14 protein-coding genes are annotated in these 18,716 nt (G+C 71.2%); 7 read left to right on the plus strand and 7 right to left on the minus strand.

All coding sequences use genetic code 11. The features are described 5' to 3' along the window. Positions 1-20: 20 nt before the first annotated feature. The 4 genes from ACFWE2_RS03340 (at position 21) to ACFWE2_RS03355 (ending at position 8,526) form a co-directional block, all read left to right on the plus strand. A complete protein-coding gene (locus ACFWE2_RS03340) occupies positions 21-683 on the plus strand; it encodes a DUF7019 family protein (protein ID WP_377222788.1) in 663 nt (220 codons plus the stop codon). Positions 684-689: 6 nt separating this feature from the next. Beyond that, positions 690-5,819 (plus strand): protein kinase, encoded by a 5,130-nt coding sequence (locus tag ACFWE2_RS03345; RefSeq protein WP_377222789.1) that lies wholly within the window; start codon positions 690-692, stop codon positions 5,817-5,819. Positions 5,820-5,855: 36 nt separating this feature from the next. Then, complete coding sequence (locus ACFWE2_RS03350) at positions 5,856-6,425, plus strand: exonuclease domain-containing protein (protein ID WP_377222790.1); 570 nt, start codon at positions 5,856-5,858, stop codon at positions 6,423-6,425. A 61-nt stretch (positions 6,426-6,486) separates the two neighbouring features. Then, entirely contained in the window at positions 6,487-8,526 is a 2,040-nt protein-coding gene (locus tag ACFWE2_RS03355) for a SigE family RNA polymerase sigma factor (RefSeq protein WP_377222791.1), read from the plus strand. Positions 8,527-8,722: 196 nt separating this feature from the next. Here the strand turns inward: ACFWE2_RS03355 and ACFWE2_RS03360 are convergent, their stop codons facing one another. The 7 genes from ACFWE2_RS03360 to ACFWE2_RS03390 all read right to left on the minus strand — a co-directional run bounded on the left by ACFWE2_RS03360 (position 8,723) and on the right by ACFWE2_RS03390 (position 15,353). Then, the gene (locus ACFWE2_RS03360) at positions 8,723-8,974 is read right to left on the minus strand and encodes a hypothetical protein (protein ID WP_377222792.1); all 252 of its coding nucleotides are present in this window, start codon (positions 8,972-8,974) and stop codon (positions 8,723-8,725) included. 88 nt (positions 8,975-9,062) lie between these two features. Continuing rightward, entirely contained in the window at positions 9,063-10,121 is a 1,059-nt protein-coding gene (locus tag ACFWE2_RS03365) for a hypothetical protein (protein WP_377222793.1), read from the minus strand. 297 nt (positions 10,122-10,418) lie between these two features. Beyond that, positions 10,419-10,862, minus strand: coding sequence for a hypothetical protein (locus ACFWE2_RS03370; RefSeq protein WP_377222794.1), 444 nt, complete (start codon positions 10,860-10,862; stop codon positions 10,419-10,421). A 317-nt stretch (positions 10,863-11,179) separates the two neighbouring features. After that, on the minus strand, positions 11,180-12,682 hold the full coding sequence (locus ACFWE2_RS03375) for an RICIN domain-containing protein (RefSeq protein WP_377222795.1): 1,503 nt from the start codon (positions 12,680-12,682) through the stop codon (positions 11,180-11,182). Positions 12,683-12,830: 148 nt separating this feature from the next. Continuing rightward, the gene (locus ACFWE2_RS03380; RefSeq protein ID WP_377222796.1) at positions 12,831-13,520 is read right to left on the minus strand and encodes a phosphatase PAP2 family protein; all 690 of its coding nucleotides are present in this window, start codon (positions 13,518-13,520) and stop codon (positions 12,831-12,833) included. Continuing rightward, complete coding sequence (locus ACFWE2_RS03385; protein ID WP_377222797.1) at positions 13,520-14,257, minus strand: phosphatase PAP2 family protein; 738 nt, start codon at positions 14,255-14,257, stop codon at positions 13,520-13,522. The genes ACFWE2_RS03380 and ACFWE2_RS03385 overlap by 1 nt, the downstream gene beginning before the upstream one ends. Before the next feature lie 28 nt (positions 14,258-14,285). Beyond that, a complete protein-coding gene (locus ACFWE2_RS03390; RefSeq protein WP_377222798.1) occupies positions 14,286-15,353 on the minus strand; it encodes a LacI family DNA-binding transcriptional regulator in 1,068 nt (355 codons plus the stop codon). A 174-nt stretch (positions 15,354-15,527) separates the two neighbouring features. Here ACFWE2_RS03390 and ACFWE2_RS03395 point away from each other — a divergent pair, with 174 nt between their 5' ends. The 3 genes from ACFWE2_RS03395 to ACFWE2_RS03405 are packed head-to-tail and all read left to right on the plus strand — an operon-like array spanning position 15,528 to position 18,703. Further along, positions 15,528-16,901 (plus strand): ABC transporter substrate-binding protein, encoded by a 1,374-nt coding sequence (locus ACFWE2_RS03395; protein WP_377222799.1) that lies wholly within the window; start codon positions 15,528-15,530, stop codon positions 16,899-16,901. 9 nt (positions 16,902-16,910) lie between these two features. Next, positions 16,911-17,882 carry a carbohydrate ABC transporter permease gene (locus ACFWE2_RS03400; protein ID WP_377222800.1) on the plus strand — a complete coding sequence of 324 codons (972 nt, stop codon included), beginning with the start codon at positions 16,911-16,913 and terminating at the stop codon, positions 17,880-17,882. Then, positions 17,879-18,703: a carbohydrate ABC transporter permease gene (locus ACFWE2_RS03405; protein WP_377222801.1), complete on the plus strand. Its 825-nt coding sequence runs from the start codon at positions 17,879-17,881 to the stop codon at positions 18,701-18,703. The genes ACFWE2_RS03400 and ACFWE2_RS03405 overlap by 4 nt, the downstream gene beginning before the upstream one ends. Positions 18,704-18,716: the final 13 nt, after the last annotated feature.

The following is an 18,716-nucleotide window of genomic DNA, read 5'->3' on the forward strand; positions in this document are numbered from 1 at the left end:
ACGCTGATCGAGGAGCCACGGTGTCGACGAGCTACTACCTGTACATCTCGGACTCCAAGGTCGACATGTTGCTGCAGCAGATCGACCCCGGCTCGACGAGGAGTCACCAGACCGAGCTGTCGATCGGCCTCAAGATGTTCGGTGGCAGGCAGACTTCCGTGGCGGCTCAGGGCTCTGACCAGATCGCCCGGCTCGAACGGGTGGTCCGGCACCTCAGCGACACCCGGTCGGTCGGGTCGCTCGACGCCCCGGAGAGCTTCTTCTGGGGGCTGATGCCCATGCGCTGGCGGGTGATCCAGACCGAGTTCGGCGGACCGCTCGCGTTCTTCGGCGGCACCTGGGAGGGCAAGTCGGTGGGGCTCGGTGGGTCGGGCCGGCATCTCCTCGCCCCGGGGGCGCCGGAGAGCGGGTTCGGCATGGGGTCGATGATGCCGGCGCTGCTGGACGGGATCGCCGCGTCGTCCGAGCTGGAGGACGAGCTGGTCGTGGACGCCGTCGAGGACGAGATCGACGGGGATCTCGGCGCGCTGGAGACCGTCCGGAAGGCGGTGGCGGGCCTGCGCGGGCCGACCCAGAACGTCGAGTTCGTCGCCAAGCGCCTGCTGCACGGCGAGGCCGGCGGCCCGGACGCCCCGCACCCGGTGCTGCTCGGCACGCCCCTGTACGTGGCCCTCGTGGACTGATCCGGTATGCCCGCTGCCGAACGGACCTCCGACTGGCGGCCCGGCGAGGTGATCCTGGACCTCTACGAGGTGCTCGGGAAGACCAAGGGCGGCATGGGGGTGGTCTACCGCGTGCGCCACCGGGACTGGGGGATCGACCTGGCGGTCAAGGTGCCGCGCATGGCTCTCCTGCGGCACTCGCCGGAGTCTGTGCGCAACTTCGAGACCGAGGCGGAGACCTGGGCCGGCCTTGGTGTGCACCCCCACATCGTGAACTGCGCGTACGTGCGCCGCATCGAGGACAGCCCCGGCGTCTTCGCCGAGTGGGCCGACGGCGGCAGCGTCGCCGAGGCCGTCGGCTCCCGCCGGCTCTACGCGGATGACCCGCTCGGCTCGGTCCTCGACGCGGCGATCCAGTCCGCCTGGGGCCTGGCCTTCGCCCATGCGCAGGGTGTGGTGCACCAGGACGTCAAGCCCGCCAACCTCATGCTCGCCGCTGACGGGACCGTCAAGGTGACCGACTTCGGCCTGGCCAGGGCGCGCTGGTCGGCGGGCGAACCGCCGGGCGGTGCGGCCGACCTGGCGGTCAGCCTCGGCGGGCTCACCGCCGCGTACTGCTCGCCCGAGCAGGCCGAGGCCGCGGCGAGTCGGACGGCGGACGGCGCCGCGCCCGCCCTGACCGCGCCCGCCCTGACCGCGCCCGCCCTGACCGCCGCGACCGACGTGTGGTCGTGGGCGGTGACCGTCGTCGAGCTGTTCCTGGGCCGGCGCCCGAGCGAGTACGGCCACTTGGCCGGCGCGGCCTTCGCGGACCTGCGCCGGAGCGGCGGCATCGAAGGCCCCGCGCGGCTGCCCGACCAGGTGGCGGACCTGCTGGCCGAATGCCTCCGCACCGACCCCGCCGAACGCCCCTCGGACATCGGCGCGCTGGCCGAACGGCTGATCGCCCTGCACACCGAGCTGCTGGGCCGTCCCTACCCGCGCACGCTCCCGGCCCAGGCGCGGCTGCTCGCCGACGGGCTCTCCAACCGGGCGCTGTCCATGCTCGACCTCGGACGGCCCGACGAGTCCGAACGGCTCTGGGAGCGGGCGCTCGAGGCCGACCCACGCCATCCGCACACCGTGTACAACCGCGGGCTCCACCGCTGGCGACACGGCAGGGCCACCGATGCGGAGCTCGTCCAGGAGCTGACGGGCCTCGCCCGGAGCCATGTCGCCCGGAGCGATGACGCCGACTGGGTGGACGAGTACCTGCACGGCCTGGTCCAGCGGGAACGCGGTGACGTGGCGAGCGCCGTGCACCTGTTCGAGAGCGCGGTCCGGGCCGCCCCCGGGGAGGCGGTGGCCGCGGCGGCGCTCGCCGAGGCCCGGGCGGCGACCACCACGGCGGCGCCGCTCGACCTCGAAGGGCACGATTCCAACATCGTCTCGGTAGCCGTCAGCGCGGACGGCGCCGTCGGCGCCGGCCTCGACGAGGGTGGCGTGCTGCGCGTCTGGGACCTGGACACGGGCGCCCGTCGTACCGCGGTCCCGGTCACCGAGAACGGCGGCGGAACGGTGGCGCTCGCCCCGGACGGCTCCTTCGCCGTGATCCTCGACGGCATCGGCTACCCGACGGTCTGGCACCTCTCCGCCTCCCCACCCGCCCCGCTACGGCTCGGCTCGCGGTTCCAGCGCGCCCACGACGTCGTCGTCACCCCGGACGGGCTGCGGATCGTCACACTCGGGACGGACGGGCGGGTCAGCGGCTGGGACCCGGCCACCGGCTCGCTCCAGGACACGTGGGAGCCGCCGGACGCCGTCCGCGACGCCCGGCCCCTCGCGGTCGACCCGACCGGCACGTGGCGCGCCGACCTGCACGACGGCGCCCGCCTGACCCTCTCCGCCATCGCCGACCCCGCCGTTGCCGACCCCGCCGTTGCCGATCGGAGAGGGAGCCAGGCGCTGGACGGCTGGAATACCGACCTGACGTTCGCCTCGGCGGGTGGCACCGCGCTCACGGTCGCCGACGACGGGACGGTCCGCGTCCTCGCCCGGGCCGGGGACGCCCCGCACCCGGACGAGGGGGACGACGTCGAAGGCCCGTGGCGGCTCACGGGCGAGCTCCGTGGCGCGCGCTGGCCGGTCCGGCCGAGCGGTGACGGCCGGTTCGCCTTCGACGGCCGCGCATGGTGGGACCTCGCCGGACGGCGGTGCCTGCACACCGGGACGGACGGCGGCGAGCTGGTGGCGCTCGATCGGGCAGGCACTGTCGCCCTGGCCGCTCTGGGACACCGGGCGACGGTGCACCGCAGGCCCGACTCGTCGTTCGTGGCGCCGTGGAGCTACACGCGTCCGCGTGACGCGATACTGCTCTCCACCGAGTCCGACGCGGCGAGCCTCGCCCTCGACCGTTCGGTGCGCCTCGCCGCCGCCGGGCAGCTCCAGGAAGCCGCGCGGGTGGTCCGCGCCGCACGCGACCTCCCCGGCCTGCGCCGCGACCCTCGGCTCACGGAGCGGTGGCGCGCCCTCGGCGCCCGGGCCCGGAGGCTGCGCCTGGAGGACGCCTGGCCGGTGCGGGAACTGCGGGCGCCGTCCGACCAGGACTGGGCACTGAGCATCGCGCCGGCGAGCCGGGTGGCGCTCGCCCACGGCCCGCGGCACCGGACGCCCTGGATCGTCGACAGGTGGGCGCCCCGGGCGGCCCGCCCGCTGCGCTACCACTCGGGCCCCGTCACCGCGGCGGCGATCAGCCCGGACGGCGCCGTCGCCGTGACCGCCGCCGCCGACGCGCGCGTCGTCGTGTGGGACGCCGCACGCGGGTCGGTGCGGCACCTGGTCGAGGTCCACCGGAGCCCACCACTGGTCATCGCCGTGGACGGGCACTCGGCCATGACCGGCTCGGGCGCCGGCGAGGTGGGCATCGTCGACCTCGCCGGGGGCGGACTGCGCGGTTTCCGCGACGCGCACACCGGTTCCGTACGGGCCCTCGCGATCGCCACCGGCGGCGAGATCGGGCTCTCCAGCGCCGAGGACGGCACCGTCTGCTCCTGGGACCTCAGGTCCGGCGCCCTCCTGCACGTCCTGCGGCTCGACGACGGCTGGGCGCACCGGGTGGCGCTCAGCAGCACCGGGCACCGCGCGGTGCTCTGGACCACCGACGACGAGCTGCGCCTGTGGAGCCCGCGCAACGGCGCCACCCTCGCCGTGCTGAGCGAACCCCGCGGCGGACGGCCCACGACCGCCGCCCCGCATTCGAGGTACGTCACCACCTCCGAGGCCGTTGGCGCGGAGATGTGGGACCTCGACCGGCAGGGCGGCAGGGTGGCGGTGAGCGCCGACGGACGGTGGGCGCTCACCTTCGACCGCGCACGGGTCCCACGGATCTGGGACCTCGACTCCGGCCAGTGCACGACGACGCTGCGGGAGAAGGAGCTCGGCGTCACCACTCTGGCCGTCACCCCCGACTTCGGTCTGGCCGCGCTCGCGGGCCCCGACGGCATCGACCTGTGGGACCTGACCACCGGGACGCTGGTCCGCTCGATCGACCCGGGGCCGGTGCCGGTGACGGACCTCGCCATCGCGCCCGACGCCGGCACGATGATCGTCTCGGACAGCAGCGGCCGGCTGCGGGAGTGGGCGCTGGACTGGGAGCTCGACCTCCCGGAACAGGGCGAGCCGCTCGACGTCGGCTCGCAGGAACCTGCCGTGCCCGCCGAGACCGGCGTCGACCCGGAGTCCTGGACCGACCTGCGGCTCGGTGACGAGGAGGAGCACCTCGGGACGCCGTGGCTGCGGCTGCTGGACACCGAGCTCGCCCGGCGAGAGCTGCGCAGGCAGGTGGAACGGACGCTGGTCCGCGCGGCAGACCCGGCGGTGGGGAGCGGCTGGTCGTCCGACGCCGCGGCGATCGCCAGGGCGGTCGCCCTGCTCGACCTCCGCGACTCCGGGGTCACCGCCGAGGAGCGGTCGCACCTCGCCGAGTTCCGGGAGCGGGTCCGGGACGAGCTGACGGCGCTCGCCGAGACCGCCCGTTCGGCCGAGCGCGCCGGACGCCACGGCGAGGCCGAGCCGCTGTGGCGGCTCGCGCTGGGCATCAGGTCCAACCTCTACGGCGTCGAGGCCCCGGACACGCGGGCCGCCGTCGTCGACCTGGCCGCGTGCTGGTCCGCGCTGGGGCGCGACGACGAGGCGGCGGCGCTGCTCGACGCCGCCACCACCGCACCCCCCGAGGTGGACGGCGGACCCGCCGATCCGGCCCCGCTCGAAGCGGACGTCAAGCGCATGACGGACCGGCTCCAGGCCCTCCAGGCCGAGTCGAGGCGGCTGCTCGAGAACCAGGACCAGGACCGCCGCCTGCGAGCGGCCATGGTCCCGGCGGAGACGGCGCTGGCGGTCGCCCGGGTCGGCGCCGCCCAGGACCGGTTCGGCGCGCCCAACCTGGCCCTCGCCCTCACGATCCTCGGCGACCTGAACAGGGCGGCCCAGCTGCCGTTCGCCGCCGTCCGCTACCTGGCGGAGGCGCTCGTGGTCTCGGCCCGGGCGGAGCAGGACGTGCGGCTGGTGATCCCGCTCGACAAGGTGGCCGGCCTGGTCGTGGCCGCGGCCGGCACGATCGACCTGCCCTACGGCGCATGGTTCCGGTCCGGTGACACGGCGGCGGTGCGCGAGGCGATCGAGCCCGGTGAGCGCGGTCTGCTCCGCGAGCTGATGCGCTGGTGCGACGAGGCGGGCCGGGTGTTCCGCGAGGAGGGCGCGCCGAACTGGGCCTTCTTCTGCCACAGCGCGTCGATGGTCGTCGGCGAGGTGATGCGTGAGGACGATCCCGCCTTCACGGGCCCGCTGTGCGAGACGCTGCTGACCACCGCCGACCTCAAGTGTGCGGTCGGCGACCCGGCGGGCGCGAGCCACCTGCTGCGCCGCGCCATCGGCCTGGCGTACAACGACTGCCTGGCGGACGAGGAGGACGTCGCGCGGCATCGGACCCTTGTCGCGACGCTCCGCGGTAGTGTGCCCGTGCTGGAGCGGCTGGGCGAGCCTGCGAGAGCCCGGGCGGCCGAGGAGGCGGCGGCGTACGTGAGTGCGGACCTGGTCGGGGTGACGCGCGCGTGGCGCGTTCCGGACGAGGCGGTGGATCGCATCCAGGACGTCGTCGCGGCCGAGGGCTGGCGCGCCTGACCGACGTCGGGCTCGGGCCGTTCTACTCTGCCCGGCATGCCCCACGCCGCTCTCCCTGGCCTGTCGTTCACGGCGATCGACTTCGAGACCGCCAACCCGAAGCGGGCCTCGGTCTGCGCCGTCGGGGTCGTCAAGGTGCGGGACGGCGTCGTCGTGGACACGCTGGAGACGCTGGTCCAGCCGCCGCCCGGCTTCGAGTCGTTCGGCAGCTTCAACGTGGCGGTCCACGGGATCACCGCCTGGGACGTGCTGGGCGCGCCCACCTGGGACGTCGTCTACCCGAAGGTCGCGGAGTTCGCCGGCGGTGACGCGCTCGTCGCGCACAACGCGTCCTTCGACCGCTCGGTGCTGACCCAGGCGAGCGCGGCGCACGGGATCTCGGTGCCGCCGTCGCAGTGGTTGTGCACCCGCGACACGGCGCGGTCCGTGCTGGACCTCCCGTCCTACAAGCTGCCCGACGTCTCGCGGGCGCTGGACATCGCCGCGCATTCCCACCACGACGCCGGGGCGGACGCGCGGCAGTGCGCGCTGGTGCTCGTCGAGCTGTGCCGACGGCTCGGCCCGGACTGGATGAGCCAGGTGGGGCGGCACCTCAGGACGCGGTGAGCCGGCGAGCGATCTCGACGGGCGGGGCAACCTTCGGCCCACCCTCCCCGTAGTGGAAGGTATGAGGCAGGAGAGCGGGGCGACCGTGAGCGACTTCGGGACGAGCAGGCCGCCGGACGACGGCGGGGCGCACGACGTGCGGGTCGAGGTGTCGCGCAACCGCGACGCGGAGTTCACCGCCTTCGTCCGCGACTCCGGTGCGTACCTCCACCGCACCGCGTACCTGCTGTGTGGTGACTCCCACCGTGCGGAGGAGCTGGTCCAGTCGACGTTCGAGCGGGTCTACCGCACCTGGGCCAAGGTGCGTCCGGGGACGCAGCTCGCCTATGCCCGCCGGATTCTCGTCAACCTGCGGATCGACGGCTGGCGGCACGGCCGGCGGGAGTCCTTCCCGGGCGATGACCAGCTTCCCGTCGGCGCCGCTCCGGACCATGTCGGTCGCCTCGCGCTGCGGGACGAGCTGGTCCGCGGACTCGCCCAGCTCCCCGACCGGCAGCGCAGGGTCGTCGTGCTGCGGCATCTGCTGGACCTGCCCGAGGCGGACGTCGCCCGCGAGCTCGGCATCGCCGTCGGCACGGTGAAGGCGGCGAACTCCCGCGGGCTCGCCCGGCTGCGCGACGTGCTCAGGGCGGGCGCGGAAGCCATCGAGCCGCCCGAGCTGGACGAGAGCGTCGTGCTCGACCGGAGCCGCGCCGCACTGCGGCGACGCCGGACCGGGCAGGCGGTGGGCGCGGCATGCGCGGCCCTGCTGCTGGCGCTCGGGGTGCTGACCCGCGGCCCGGTAGAGCTGCCCTGGGTAGGCCCCGTGGTGCTGCCGGGCGGCCAGCTCATCACGTCCCTCTTCGACGATGGCCCCACCGACGGGCCGGGACCCGACCTCGGGGCGGGGTACACACCGGTGGAGTGCCCCGACGAGCTGCCCGGGCCGACGCCGACCCGAGCCGCGGAACCCGGCGACGACGTCGGCCCGCTCGACGACCCGGTCATGGTCGCCGCAGCCGATGCACGGTCCCTGACCTGCCACGACGTCGATGTCGCGGCAGTAACGGGCGGCATCCTCGATGGTGTGGGGCTGCCGGTCACGGCCAACGGAGAACCGCTGCCCGAGCCCCACGGGATCGCGCACACGGGCAAGATCTGGCACTTCAGCTACGCGGAGCTCCTCGACGACGACGAGGAGACCGACGCCGCCCACATCCAGATGAGGACCTGGGCGGGCGACGCGTCAAGCTCCGCGAGCAGCCTGACGCACTACCAGGGCAGGAGGGCATTCCCGACCGGGCTCGCGGTCACCGGGGACCGTGTGGTCTGGAGTGAGCGCGCGGCGGAGGGCACGTCGCCCCGCAGGAGCTTCCTCCGGACGGAGAGCGTCTCCGGCGAGGGTGTCACCACCCTGATCGATCCGCTGGTCAGCACCGAGGAACGGCTGTGGCTGCTCGCCACCACCGAGGACCGCGCCCTGTGGACGGCCGGTGCCACCAAGGACGACACCCGCTTGTTCGCCATCACGCACGACGGCGACGGCACCCCGACGGAGCTCGCGGCCGGAGTCACGGCGCTCGCGGCGGACGACGACGAGGCGGTCGCCGCCGTCCTCGTCCCTGGTACCGGCCCGGTCCGCGTGACGACGATCCGGCTGTTCGACGACCTGGCGGGCGGGGACAGCGTCGGCACCGATCTCCTCGAGATCGATCATGACGCGTCGGCCGAGGTCACCCAGCTCGCCGTCTCGGACGACGTCATCGCGTGGACGGTCGAGCGCAGCGGCGGCGGACCCGGTGCCCTCTACGTCCTCGACCGGGACGGCGACGACGACAGCCTCGTCCAGCTTCCCGACGGCGTCGTCTCCGACCTTCGCGCGTCGGGCGGCCTGGTCTGGTGGACCAGCACTGATACCGCCGCCCAGAACCCGGCGGACGCGTCCTACCTGTACCGGGCGACGGCGTCGGCCTCTGGATACGACGGTCCCGACCTCGCACGCTTCCCCGGCGGGTCGGTGACGGCGGCCGTGGCGGGCGACCGTACCGCCTGGCTCGAGGAAGCCGGTGCGCGCCGGTGGCTCGTCGAAGGGGCGATCGTCCGGGACCTGGAGCGTGGCTGAGCCGGCGCCCATGGAACCGGAGCCCGAGCCCCAGCCCGGGTCCGGTTCCAGCCCGAGTCCGGGCCCAGCCCCGGATCCGGGTCCCGACCCGAGTGAGAACCCAGGCCTCTACCCTGAGCGGAGCCTACGCCGGATGCCCGGGTCTCGGCCCGTCCGGAGCAGGTGAAGTCCGGACCGGCCTCAGCCCGGATCGGCCTCAGGGGACGCGCAGCGTGGGGCCCTCGACGTCCACCGGCCCGTGCGCGACGGGATGCTCGATCTGCAGGTTCGCGGTGCTGCGCGACGTCGGCAGGACGGCGAGCTGGGCCTCGTCGCCGCTGGTGTTGATGGCGCGCACGTGCAGGTGCCCGTCCTTGAGCTTGAGCGCGAACTGGTGGGCCCCGGAGACGAAGCGCACCTCGCTGTCGTCGGTGATCACGGTGGGGCCAGAGGGCAAGGTCTTCGGCATGCGTACAGCATGCCTCGCGTGGCAAGGAGCGCTCGCCGACGCCCACGGATGGGCGCCGTGGGACCGAGGCCCTCACTGCCTGAGCGATCTAGTCGCCGTCGCCGGTTGCTGCTCGGCGCCCGGCGAGCGCCCTGACAGCAGCCCTGACTAATTCCGTCGCCATCGATCCAGCCAACCCTAGGAGTACGCCCGCACCAAGTAGCGCAATCTCGCGATAGTCATCGAACGACCTATCACGAAACACCATCGTTGGCTGTCCACTATATTGGAACGGCGCCTTCGACTCATCGACGGACGCCCACGTGTGGTTCTCCGGTGACACGCCCCACCTGCCATCCTCCACGTCTGGTGGCGGGTACGCCTCAACCAAAACGGTGTCACCATCGCGATCAATCCACGCGTGCGTCAGCAATTCGGCCGGTCCTCGCCTCCCGACCTTGATCTCGGTCGCGTTGATCTGAGGAAGTAGAAGTGACCGTTGCAGCTCCTTGATCGGGCGTGGGGAATCCTCAGCAATGAACCATACTGATTCCGGTGGGATCGTGCAGCTTTCCTTGTGCAAGAATTCCGTGCCGGTCTCGTTCGTCACCACCCAGCGTCCGTTCGGAATTTCCGAATCGGACCACGGCAGCCACATCTCTGCCCGATGTACGTAGTAGTCGGCCTCGAGATAGCTTTTCGACGATCCGGTCGTGCTCGAAGCCTCATGTGCGATGGCCGAGGCTGGACCCCCAAGCGCGTCGACCTCGATGGCATACCGGGCCCCCGTTGCAAGCTCAGCGAACTCAACCGGCTCGACGACTGTGCTTTCGCCACATGTCACGCGAGAATCCGCAGGCAGGCCCGCAAACGTTATCCGCACGTCAAGTTTGTCGAGCGACTTGTTCTTCTTGTAGTCGACATCATCCGCTGTCACGTAAAAGAACATCTCCATCGAGCTTTCTGTGACATCGCTTATCACATGGACCGCCGCGTTTTTCGGCGCCCCGCCGACCGAAACTACCACCAAAGGTCGGCGCCCTTCAGCAATCGCAGAACCTGAGGTTGTCAGGAGTCCTCGAAACGTCCATAACAGGCTCAATATTGCGACGAGGCCGATGGCAGCTACCCAAGTCCAGATCGCAGAGGCCGTGCTGCGTGTGGGCATGGCGCTCCAGTCGTCAGGTCATCCGAGATGATCATGACCCAGAATGCGCCGGATGTCAGGGATGAAGTATTCGTGCATCTCGGAGCGCTATTCATGGTGGTGGAGCGGCCCGTGCTCTCCCCGACGACACGGTGGCGCGCCTGGCACGGCAAGGGCCGCCGGACCATCACCAGGTGGTCCGACGGCCCTTTTGTTGTGCCCTCATCCTCGCCGGTGTCACCGGTCCCGCCTACCATCATGGGAACGGGTCACGCCGGGAGGGCCTGCCACGACGGGCTACGCGCCGCTGTTCCAGCCCTACTGGCAGTTGACGGCAGCGCCCTCCGAAAGCATCCGCCCGCCGGTGCTGGTGCCGCCGACCGCCCGCCAATAGATGTAGGCGGAGACCCGGAACACGTTGTCGCAGCCGCCCCCACTCGTCACTGCACGGTCCCACTCCACCTGCCAACCCGCGTCGCCGCTGGCTTGGCGAATAGTCTCCCAGTACCCGCCGCGCCAGACCTGCAGCTCGACCTCAGAGACCGTCACGTCGTAGTTCCAGCTGTCACTCTGGTCATCCGTGACGCTCGCGATCGCAACGGCGCCCGCGCCCGTAACGTCCAGGCGCACGCAGCGGATCACTCGATCGCCCTCGCACTTGGGGGAGAACGGCTCAGCCGCTGCGGCTGGTGACGCGACCAGGAACGATGCCGCAAGACCCGCGACAGTGGCTAGAACAGCAAGACGACTTCTCGTTCTCATCTGATTCCTTCGCCTCTCAGCGCCGACGGTCGACGCGCTGGGCTGGACCATAGACGACAGCTAGGCGAATGCATAGGAAAACATGTGACTTGGTCACGCTCTGACCAGCATCGTCACTGGTCAGCGGCAAGCTCCGACAGGTAGCGCACAGGCACGAGGGTCAACTGTCGCGTGCGTGATGCGGTGGACCCGAGCCGAAGTGCCAAGGTTCCTGGTCAGTAATAGCGTGCCAAGCGTCTTCGTGATCGCGATGGATGCCCGCAGCGGCGGGCGAGGCTGTGCTCTCGCCCACCGCGCGGCCCGGCGTCAGGCAGGCATCACGAAGTCCTGATCGTCCAGACCTGGTGGGCGCTGCCGGCGTTGCAGGTGATCTGCTTCAGGCGGGCGCTGTTGGCGGTGGACGCGCCCGGGACCTCGATGCACTTGCCCGAGTTCCGGTTCTTGAACTGGTGGTCGCTGCCCACGCTGATCCGCTCCCACTGCTGGTTGGCGCCCGCGTTGCAGGTGTACTGCGTGATGCTCGCGCCGTCGGCCGTGGACCCGCCCGGGACCTCGATGCACTTGCCGGAGTGCTGGGCGACGAGGTGGTAGTAGCCGTTGCCGAGGTCGTTCAGCGCGATGCGCTGGTTCGTCCCGGTGCCGCACGTGTACTGGGCGACCTCGGCCGAGTTCGACATCGAGGCGGCGATGACGTCCATGCACTTGCCGGAGTGTCTGGCCGCGATCGTGCCGACGCGGGACCCGGAGCCGGTGCCCCCACTGGGGTTCACGGCGTCGCCCATGGCGTACCGGTACTGGTTGGCGCCCGAGTAGTTGCGGATCGTCATGTCTAGCGCGGTGCCGCTGCCGCTCTTGATGTACATGGAGTACCAGTCGTAGCCGATGGTGCCCTGCTTGCCACCGGTGGCCGGCCAGTACGTTCCACCCATGGAGTTGTCGCGCATGACCTGTGCGACCGCGCGCAGGTACCGGACCATGTTGTGGGTGCTGCCGCTGTCGTTGTAGTTCAGACCGCTGTTCATCGCGGAACCGAACTCGGTCATGATGGCGCGCGACGCGCAGTTGCCCAGGCGGGTCGTGATGTTCGACCGCCACGCGTCGTAGGTCATCTCGCCGTACATGAACGTGTACGTGTGGAACGACAGCAGCGTGTTGTTGAAGCGTGAGTCGCTGCAGAGGTCGCGCAGGTCCTGGCTGAAGCCGGTTCCGCCGATCAGGACCCGGCCGTGCGGAGCGTTGCCGTGCGAGCTGAGCCAGGCCGCTGCCGTGTCCCGCCAGGCCGACGACGAGTAGCCGTGCGGCTCGTTCATCGGCTCGAAGTAGACGAGACCGTTCGAGGCGTACTGCGACAGGACCGTGTTCCACATGGAGTGCCAGGCGGCGGTGTTGGTGACCCGCCCGCCGGAGGCGGCGCCGTCCTCCCAGTACGCGAGGATGACCTTCCACCCGCGGGCCGTGGCCGCGTCGATCGTGCCGCGGTACGCGCCCCACCAGGCGGTGCCGACCGTGTGGGTGTTGACGGGCAGGCGGACGGTGTTGACGCCGAGCGTCGCCTCCAGGTCGCCGTAGATCGCGTTGGCCTTGGCCCGCACGGTGTCGTAGCTGTCCGACGACGAGAGCCCGTCGAGCACCAGCGGGCTCGTCGAGAAGTTGTCACCGGCGACCGCCCAGTTCATGCCACGGAACTGGGAGGTGGCCGCGGTGGCGGGGGCGCTGCCCACGACGGCGGTGAAGGGGAGCAGGGTCAGGGCCAGCAGGGCGGCAGCCAGCCGGGCCCGGGGCCGTCGGGGGCGTGGAGAGGTTCTGCGAAGTGTCGTCACGGTTCAACCCATCTCGCGCTTCGTTGCGCGTGTTCGTCGGTGAACTGGCAGAGGGCTTCGATGCTGATCGTTTCCGGAGCAGCATCGCCGTAAGAGTCCCACCCGAACAGTAGATGGTCAAGAGTAGGTGGTAAACGATCAGAAACGATCACGCGCGAGGTGATCGCCGTAGCCAGTACCACCCGATGACGACGCACACGAGACCGTTGAGCAGCCCGACGACGACGTCGCTCGGGTAGTGCATCCCCCGGTACAGCCGCGAGTAGACGACGAGCAGGGGCACCACGAACAGCACGACGGTCACGCTCACGCGCAGCCACGTGCGCTCGATCCGCTGGGCCATCAGCGCCAGCGACAGGTAGAGCGCGATCGAGGCGCCGGTGTGGCCGCTCGGGAAGCTCGACGTCGGTGGCGCCTCGTCGAGCTGTTCCACCTCGGGGCGTTCGGCGCTCACGACAAGCGCCGCCAGCATGAACACCGCCGCCTGGACGGCGACCGCGATCGCGGGGACCGCCGCGTACCACCACTGCCCGGTACGCCACCAGACGACGCCGGACACGACGAGGCAGATCCCGATGATCGTCTCGGTGGTCCCCAGCACGCCCCACACCTCCGTGAGCATGTTGAGGGTCGCCGTGCGCTGCTCGACGAACCATTCGTTGACCGCGTTCTCGCTCTCCTTGAGCCCCACCAGCGGGCCGGCGAGCAGAAGACCGAGCCCGACGACGATCACCCACCACACCGCCGCCGGGACGCCGACCCGCAGGCCGAGGTCCCGCCGCGCCTCGGGCCCGCTGGGTGCCGACGTGTCGTCCGCCCACCGCTCGACGTCGACCATCAGGACCCCGTACCGGGCTCGGCGCGCGGCGTCGGCCAGTGCCGGTAGGCGAGGTACGACGCCAGCACGAGACCGACCCCGAAGAGGATGCCGGCCGCCACGTCGGAGGGGTAGTGGACGCCGAGCATGACCCGGTCCACCGCCGTCGCGACCGTGAGCACCGCCGCGCCCGCCACTGCCGCGATCCGCAAGGCGCGCGACCTGAGCGACGGCCACACGAGCACCACCAGCGCTGTCGTCATCGCAGCGGTGTTCGCGGCGTGTCCCGACGGGAACGAGTAGCCGGCCGCGCTCTCCACCGGCTGGTCCAGCACGGGCCGCGCGCGGCGCGCGACCTCCTTCAGCAGGTTGGACAGCCCCCAGGCGACGAGGATCGTCGAGAGCGCCCACCACGTGCGCGTCACGTTGCCGGTGCGCCACCAGTACGCCAGACAGATCGCGGCGACTGGCACGAGCAGGTGCACCGCGAGGAACGCCCACTGCCAGAAAAGGAGCGCGCGGAGCAGCTCGGGATGCTGCGCGGCGAGCGTCGTGCCCGCGAGCACGGCGCGCTCGTCGAGCTGCACGAGCGGCGGCCACTGCTCGCGCACGAGCAGGGCGATGATCACGACGGCGACGCCGGTCGCCACGCCGGCCAGCGCGGCGCGGAGGAGGCGGCGTGCGCGGCCCGCTGGCACTCGGGGCGGCGTGGCGGTCTGCGGGTCGCGGCCGGGACTTCGGTGCACAACGGGCCTCATGCCGACACGTTGCCACAGGGTGGCGTCACTAGCCCGTGCGTGCGGCGACGGAGCCTCGCGAACGCAGGGGCATGGGCAGGCGGTGGACGAGGGTGCTCGGACCGGCCGGCCTCGACCCCTCCGCGTGACCGACCAGCTCCAGCAGCAGCTCCACCGCCCGCCGGCCGAGTGCGCGATGGGGGAGGGCGAACGTCGTCAGCCCTGGGCGCAGCCACCCGGCGACGGACGCGTCGTCGAAGGAGACGACGGAGACGTCGTCGGGGATGGTCAGGCCCGCTTCCTGGACCGCCTGGTAGGCGCCGAACGCGAGGCGGTCGTTGAAGCACAGGAGGGCGAACGGGGTGGCGGCGCCGCGCGCGAGGATCCGTTGCGTCGCCTCCCACCCGTGCTCGGGGAGCCAGGACGGGTCCGCGAACCCGGAGGCGGGCTCGACGCCTGCTTCCTCGAGGGCGCTCAGGATGCCGCTGAGCCGCTGGCGCGCGGCGACCGAGACCGAGGACCAGTCGTCCGGTCCCGGCCCGGCTCCGATGAGATGGATCTCTCGGTGGCCCGCCTCGAGGAGAAGCCGCGCGGCCTCACGTCCCGCGCGCTCCTCGTCCGGCAGGACGCTCGGGATCTTCGCGCCCGGCGGGGCGACCAGGTTGAGGAGGACCGCGGGGGTGCGCTCGACGTCGTCGGGCAGCGGTCGCGACCTGGTGAACATCGAGGCGAGGATGATGCCGTCGACCTGCCGGTCGAGCATGGCCTCGACGAGCTTGGCCTCCTCGGCGGGCTTGCCGCCGGTCTCGCCGATGAAGAGCATGAAGCCACGTTCGCGGGCCGCCTCGATCGCGCCCTTGATCATGTCCCCCGCGAGGCGTGAGGACGCCACGCTGTCGGACACGAAGCCGAGCGTCCGGGTCGTGCCCTTGCGCAGGCCGACCGACACCGCGTTGGGCCGGTACCCCAGCTCCTGGGCCACGTCACGCACGCGGGTCTGGACGGCCTCGGAGATCCGCAGCTCCTGCCCGCGCCCCGTCATGACGAGCGATGCGGTCGACGACGACACGCCTGCGGCCTTGGCGACATCGGCAAGGGTGACTCTCTTGGCTCCCACGGGCCTCCTCTCCTCGCGTGAATCCTAGTCAGCGGGTGATTCCGGGACGGCGCGCGCCGCTCGTCGCCTGCCGGGTACTTGACATGCCTCGCGGACGGAGCCCATATTGACCGTGCTAAGTCGGTTTAGCAACCCTGGTGACGAAGCCAGGCCCCGACGAAAAAGGAGATGACGGTGTCTCGTCGACGAGGAACCACCCGCACACGCCTGGCCACCACGGCTGCCCTCGGCCTGAGCGCCACGCTCGCGCTGGCAGCATGCTCGCCGCCGGGAGCCGGCACGTCCGACCAGCCGAGTGGACCCGCCGCGGCCACCTCGGACGGCTCCGCACCCACCTGCGGCTCGGCGGACGTCACCCTGAGCTCCTACATCGAGACGGGCTTCCCCCTGTTCAAGGCGCTGAGCGACGAGTTCACCGCCCAGCACCCCAACGTCACGTTCGACATCCGTGAGGACCAGTTCGCGGTCATCACGCAGAACGCGCCCCGGGTCCTGGTCGACGACCCGCCGGACCTGATGCGGCTGCCGCAGGTGTCCGAGCTCGCGGCGGACGGCTTGCTGCTGGACCTCGACGGTTATGCCGAGGCGTTCGGGTGGGACGAGTGGCCGTCGTCGCAGCTCGAGCAGATGCGCGTCGACGAAGAGGGCCGCCGTGGCGACGGCCCGCTGTACGCCATGGGGCTCAACTTTTCCATGACCGGCGTCTTCTACAACAAGGAGCTCGCCGCGCAGATCGGGATGGACGAGCCGCCCGCCACGCTGGACGAGTTCGACGCCCTCCTGCGGGAGGCCAAGGCCGCCGACCTCACGCCCATCACGCAGTTCAACGGTGGTGCGACCGGAGGGCTCGCCTTCCCGCTCCAGGGACTCATGGCGTCGTACGGCGACCCGGCCGAGATCAACTCCTGGATCTACCAGCAGCCCGACGCGACGATCGACTCGCCGGCGAACCTCGAGGGTGCGGAGCACCTCCAGCGCTGGATCGACGCCGGCTACTTCGCCGAGGACGTCAACTCGCTGGACTACGCGGCGATGATGAGCCGGTTCATCGAGGGCCGCGGAGTCTTCATGTTCAACGGCGACTGGGAGTCGGGGAACCTCGACGAGCAGATGGCCGGGAACGTCGGGTTCTTCCTCATGCCGCCCGTGGAGGCGGACGGCGGGATCGGTGCCATGTCCGCCCCGCTCACGTACGGCATCTCCGCCCAGGCGGAGAACCCGGACTGCGCGGCCTACTTCCTGGACTGGATCGCGACGAACGACGAGGCCCGCACCATCGCCGTCGAGGTCGGCGGGTCGCACCCCATGGGCCCGTCCGACGCCTTCATGCCCGAGGTCGACGCGGACACCGTCACCGCCCAGACGCTCGAGGCCGGTGCAGCGGTGGGGGAGAACAACGGAGCGATGGACTTCATCGCGAACGCGACCGGCTCGATCTACGCCAAGAGCTGGACGCCGAACCTGCAGAAGATGGTCGCCGGCGAACAGGATCCGGCGGGCCTGCTGGACGCCGTCCAGTCCGACTACGAGAGCCAGATCGGAGGCTAGGGCGACCTCATGGCCGAACTACGGCAGACCCTCGTCACACCCGTACGCGGCAGGACGGGCGCTGACACGGGCCCGGCCCAGGCCGTCAGGCGCCGCGCCTCCCGGGCGCGGCGCCTGCGGCAGGGCGGCGCGGCGCTGCTGCTCGTCGCGCCCGCCGCGGTCGCGTACGCGGTGTTCGTGCTGCGCCCCATCTCCTCCACGATCCAGTACTCCTTCTACGACTGGGACGGCATCACGGAGTCGACCTGGGTCGGGCTGCAGAATTACGCCCGCATCCTCACCGACCCCGAGCTGTTCGGGCCGATCCTGCACGCGTTCGAGCTCATCGTGTACTTCAGCCTCGTGCCCGTCTCGCTGGGGCTTGTCGCCGCGGCGACGATCCGCAAGTTCGCGGCGAGCCGGGTCGCCGTCGTGGCGCGCGTCGTCCTGTTCCTGCCCCAGGTCATCCCGCTCGTGGCCGCCGGCATCATGTGGACCTGGCTGCTGTCCACCGACGGGGTCGTCAACCAGTTCCTGCGCCTCCTCGGGCTCGGGTCCGTGACCCGCGCCTGGCTCGGGGACTTCGACACGGCGCTGCCCGCCGTCGGTCTCATCGGCGCCTGGGTGTCCCTCGGGCTGTGCATGGTCCTCCTGCTCGCCGGCATGACGAAGATCGACCCGGCGCTCTACGAGGCCGCACGGCTCGACGGCGCGGGGGCCGTGCGCGAGTTCTTCGCGATCACCCTGCCCAGCGTGCGGCAGGAGCTCGGCGTCTGCCTGACCGTCACCGTGATCAGCGCGCTGGCCAGCTTCGACATCATCTACATCTCCACCCAGGGCGGGCCGGGCAACAGCACCCTCGTTCCCGGCCTGGAGATCTACTACCTCGCCTTCTTCGAACGCGAGGTCGGCCAGGCCTCCGCCCTGGCGGTCGTCCTCATGCTCGTCGTCCTGGCGGTCGTCCTGCCGCTCCAGCGCATCACCCGGGGGAGGGAGTCTTGATCACCTCGTCGCGCGAGACGTGGCTCGGCCGCGTCCTGCTCGTCCTGCTCATGGCGTTCACGATCGTGCCGTTCGTGACCCTGTTCATCACCGCGCTGCACCCGCCCGGCACCTACCCCGGGGGCCTCTCGCTTCCCGAGACCCCGCACTGGTCGAACTTCGTCACGGCGTTCCAGTCGGCGAACATGGCCGAGATGCTGGGCTCCAGCGTGCTCATCGAGCTCGGTGTGGTCCCCGTGGCCCTCTTCATCAGCACGCTGGCCGGGTTCTCGCTGGGCCATCTGCGACCGCCGTGGCACAAGGCGATCTTCATCGCCTTCCTCCTCGGGCTCACGCTTCCGTTCGAGGGTGTCGTCGTGCCGCTCTACTACCAGATGCGGGAGCTCGGCCTGCTGAACACGCGGTGGGCGATCATCCTGCCGCTCATCGGGCTCTACATGCCGTTCGCGGTGATGTGGATGCGGGCGCACTTCGTCAACATGCCGGACGAGCTCTCCGAGGCCGCACGCATCGACGGCGCCTCCACCTGGCAGCTCTTCACGAGGATCCACGTCCCGCTGTCGATGCCCGCGCTGTCCTCGCTGGCGATCCTGCTGTTCCTTTGGACGTGGAACCAGTTCCTGCTGGCGATCGTGCTCGTCGACGACCCGGCCCAGCGCACGATGGCGGGGGCGCTGGGCGCCTTCCAGGGGCAGTGGGGGACCGACATCCCGCTGCTGTGCGCTGGGTCCCTCCTGATCCTGACACCCACGCTCGTGGTCTTCCTCGTGTTCCAGCGGCGCTTCGTCAGCGCGCTCATGCAGGGCGCGGTCAAGGGTTAGGAGAGGGCTCCGC

This window comes from Promicromonospora sp. NPDC060271 (assembly GCF_042726755.1).
Lineage (GTDB): Bacteria > Actinomycetota > Actinomycetes > Actinomycetales > Cellulomonadaceae > Promicromonospora.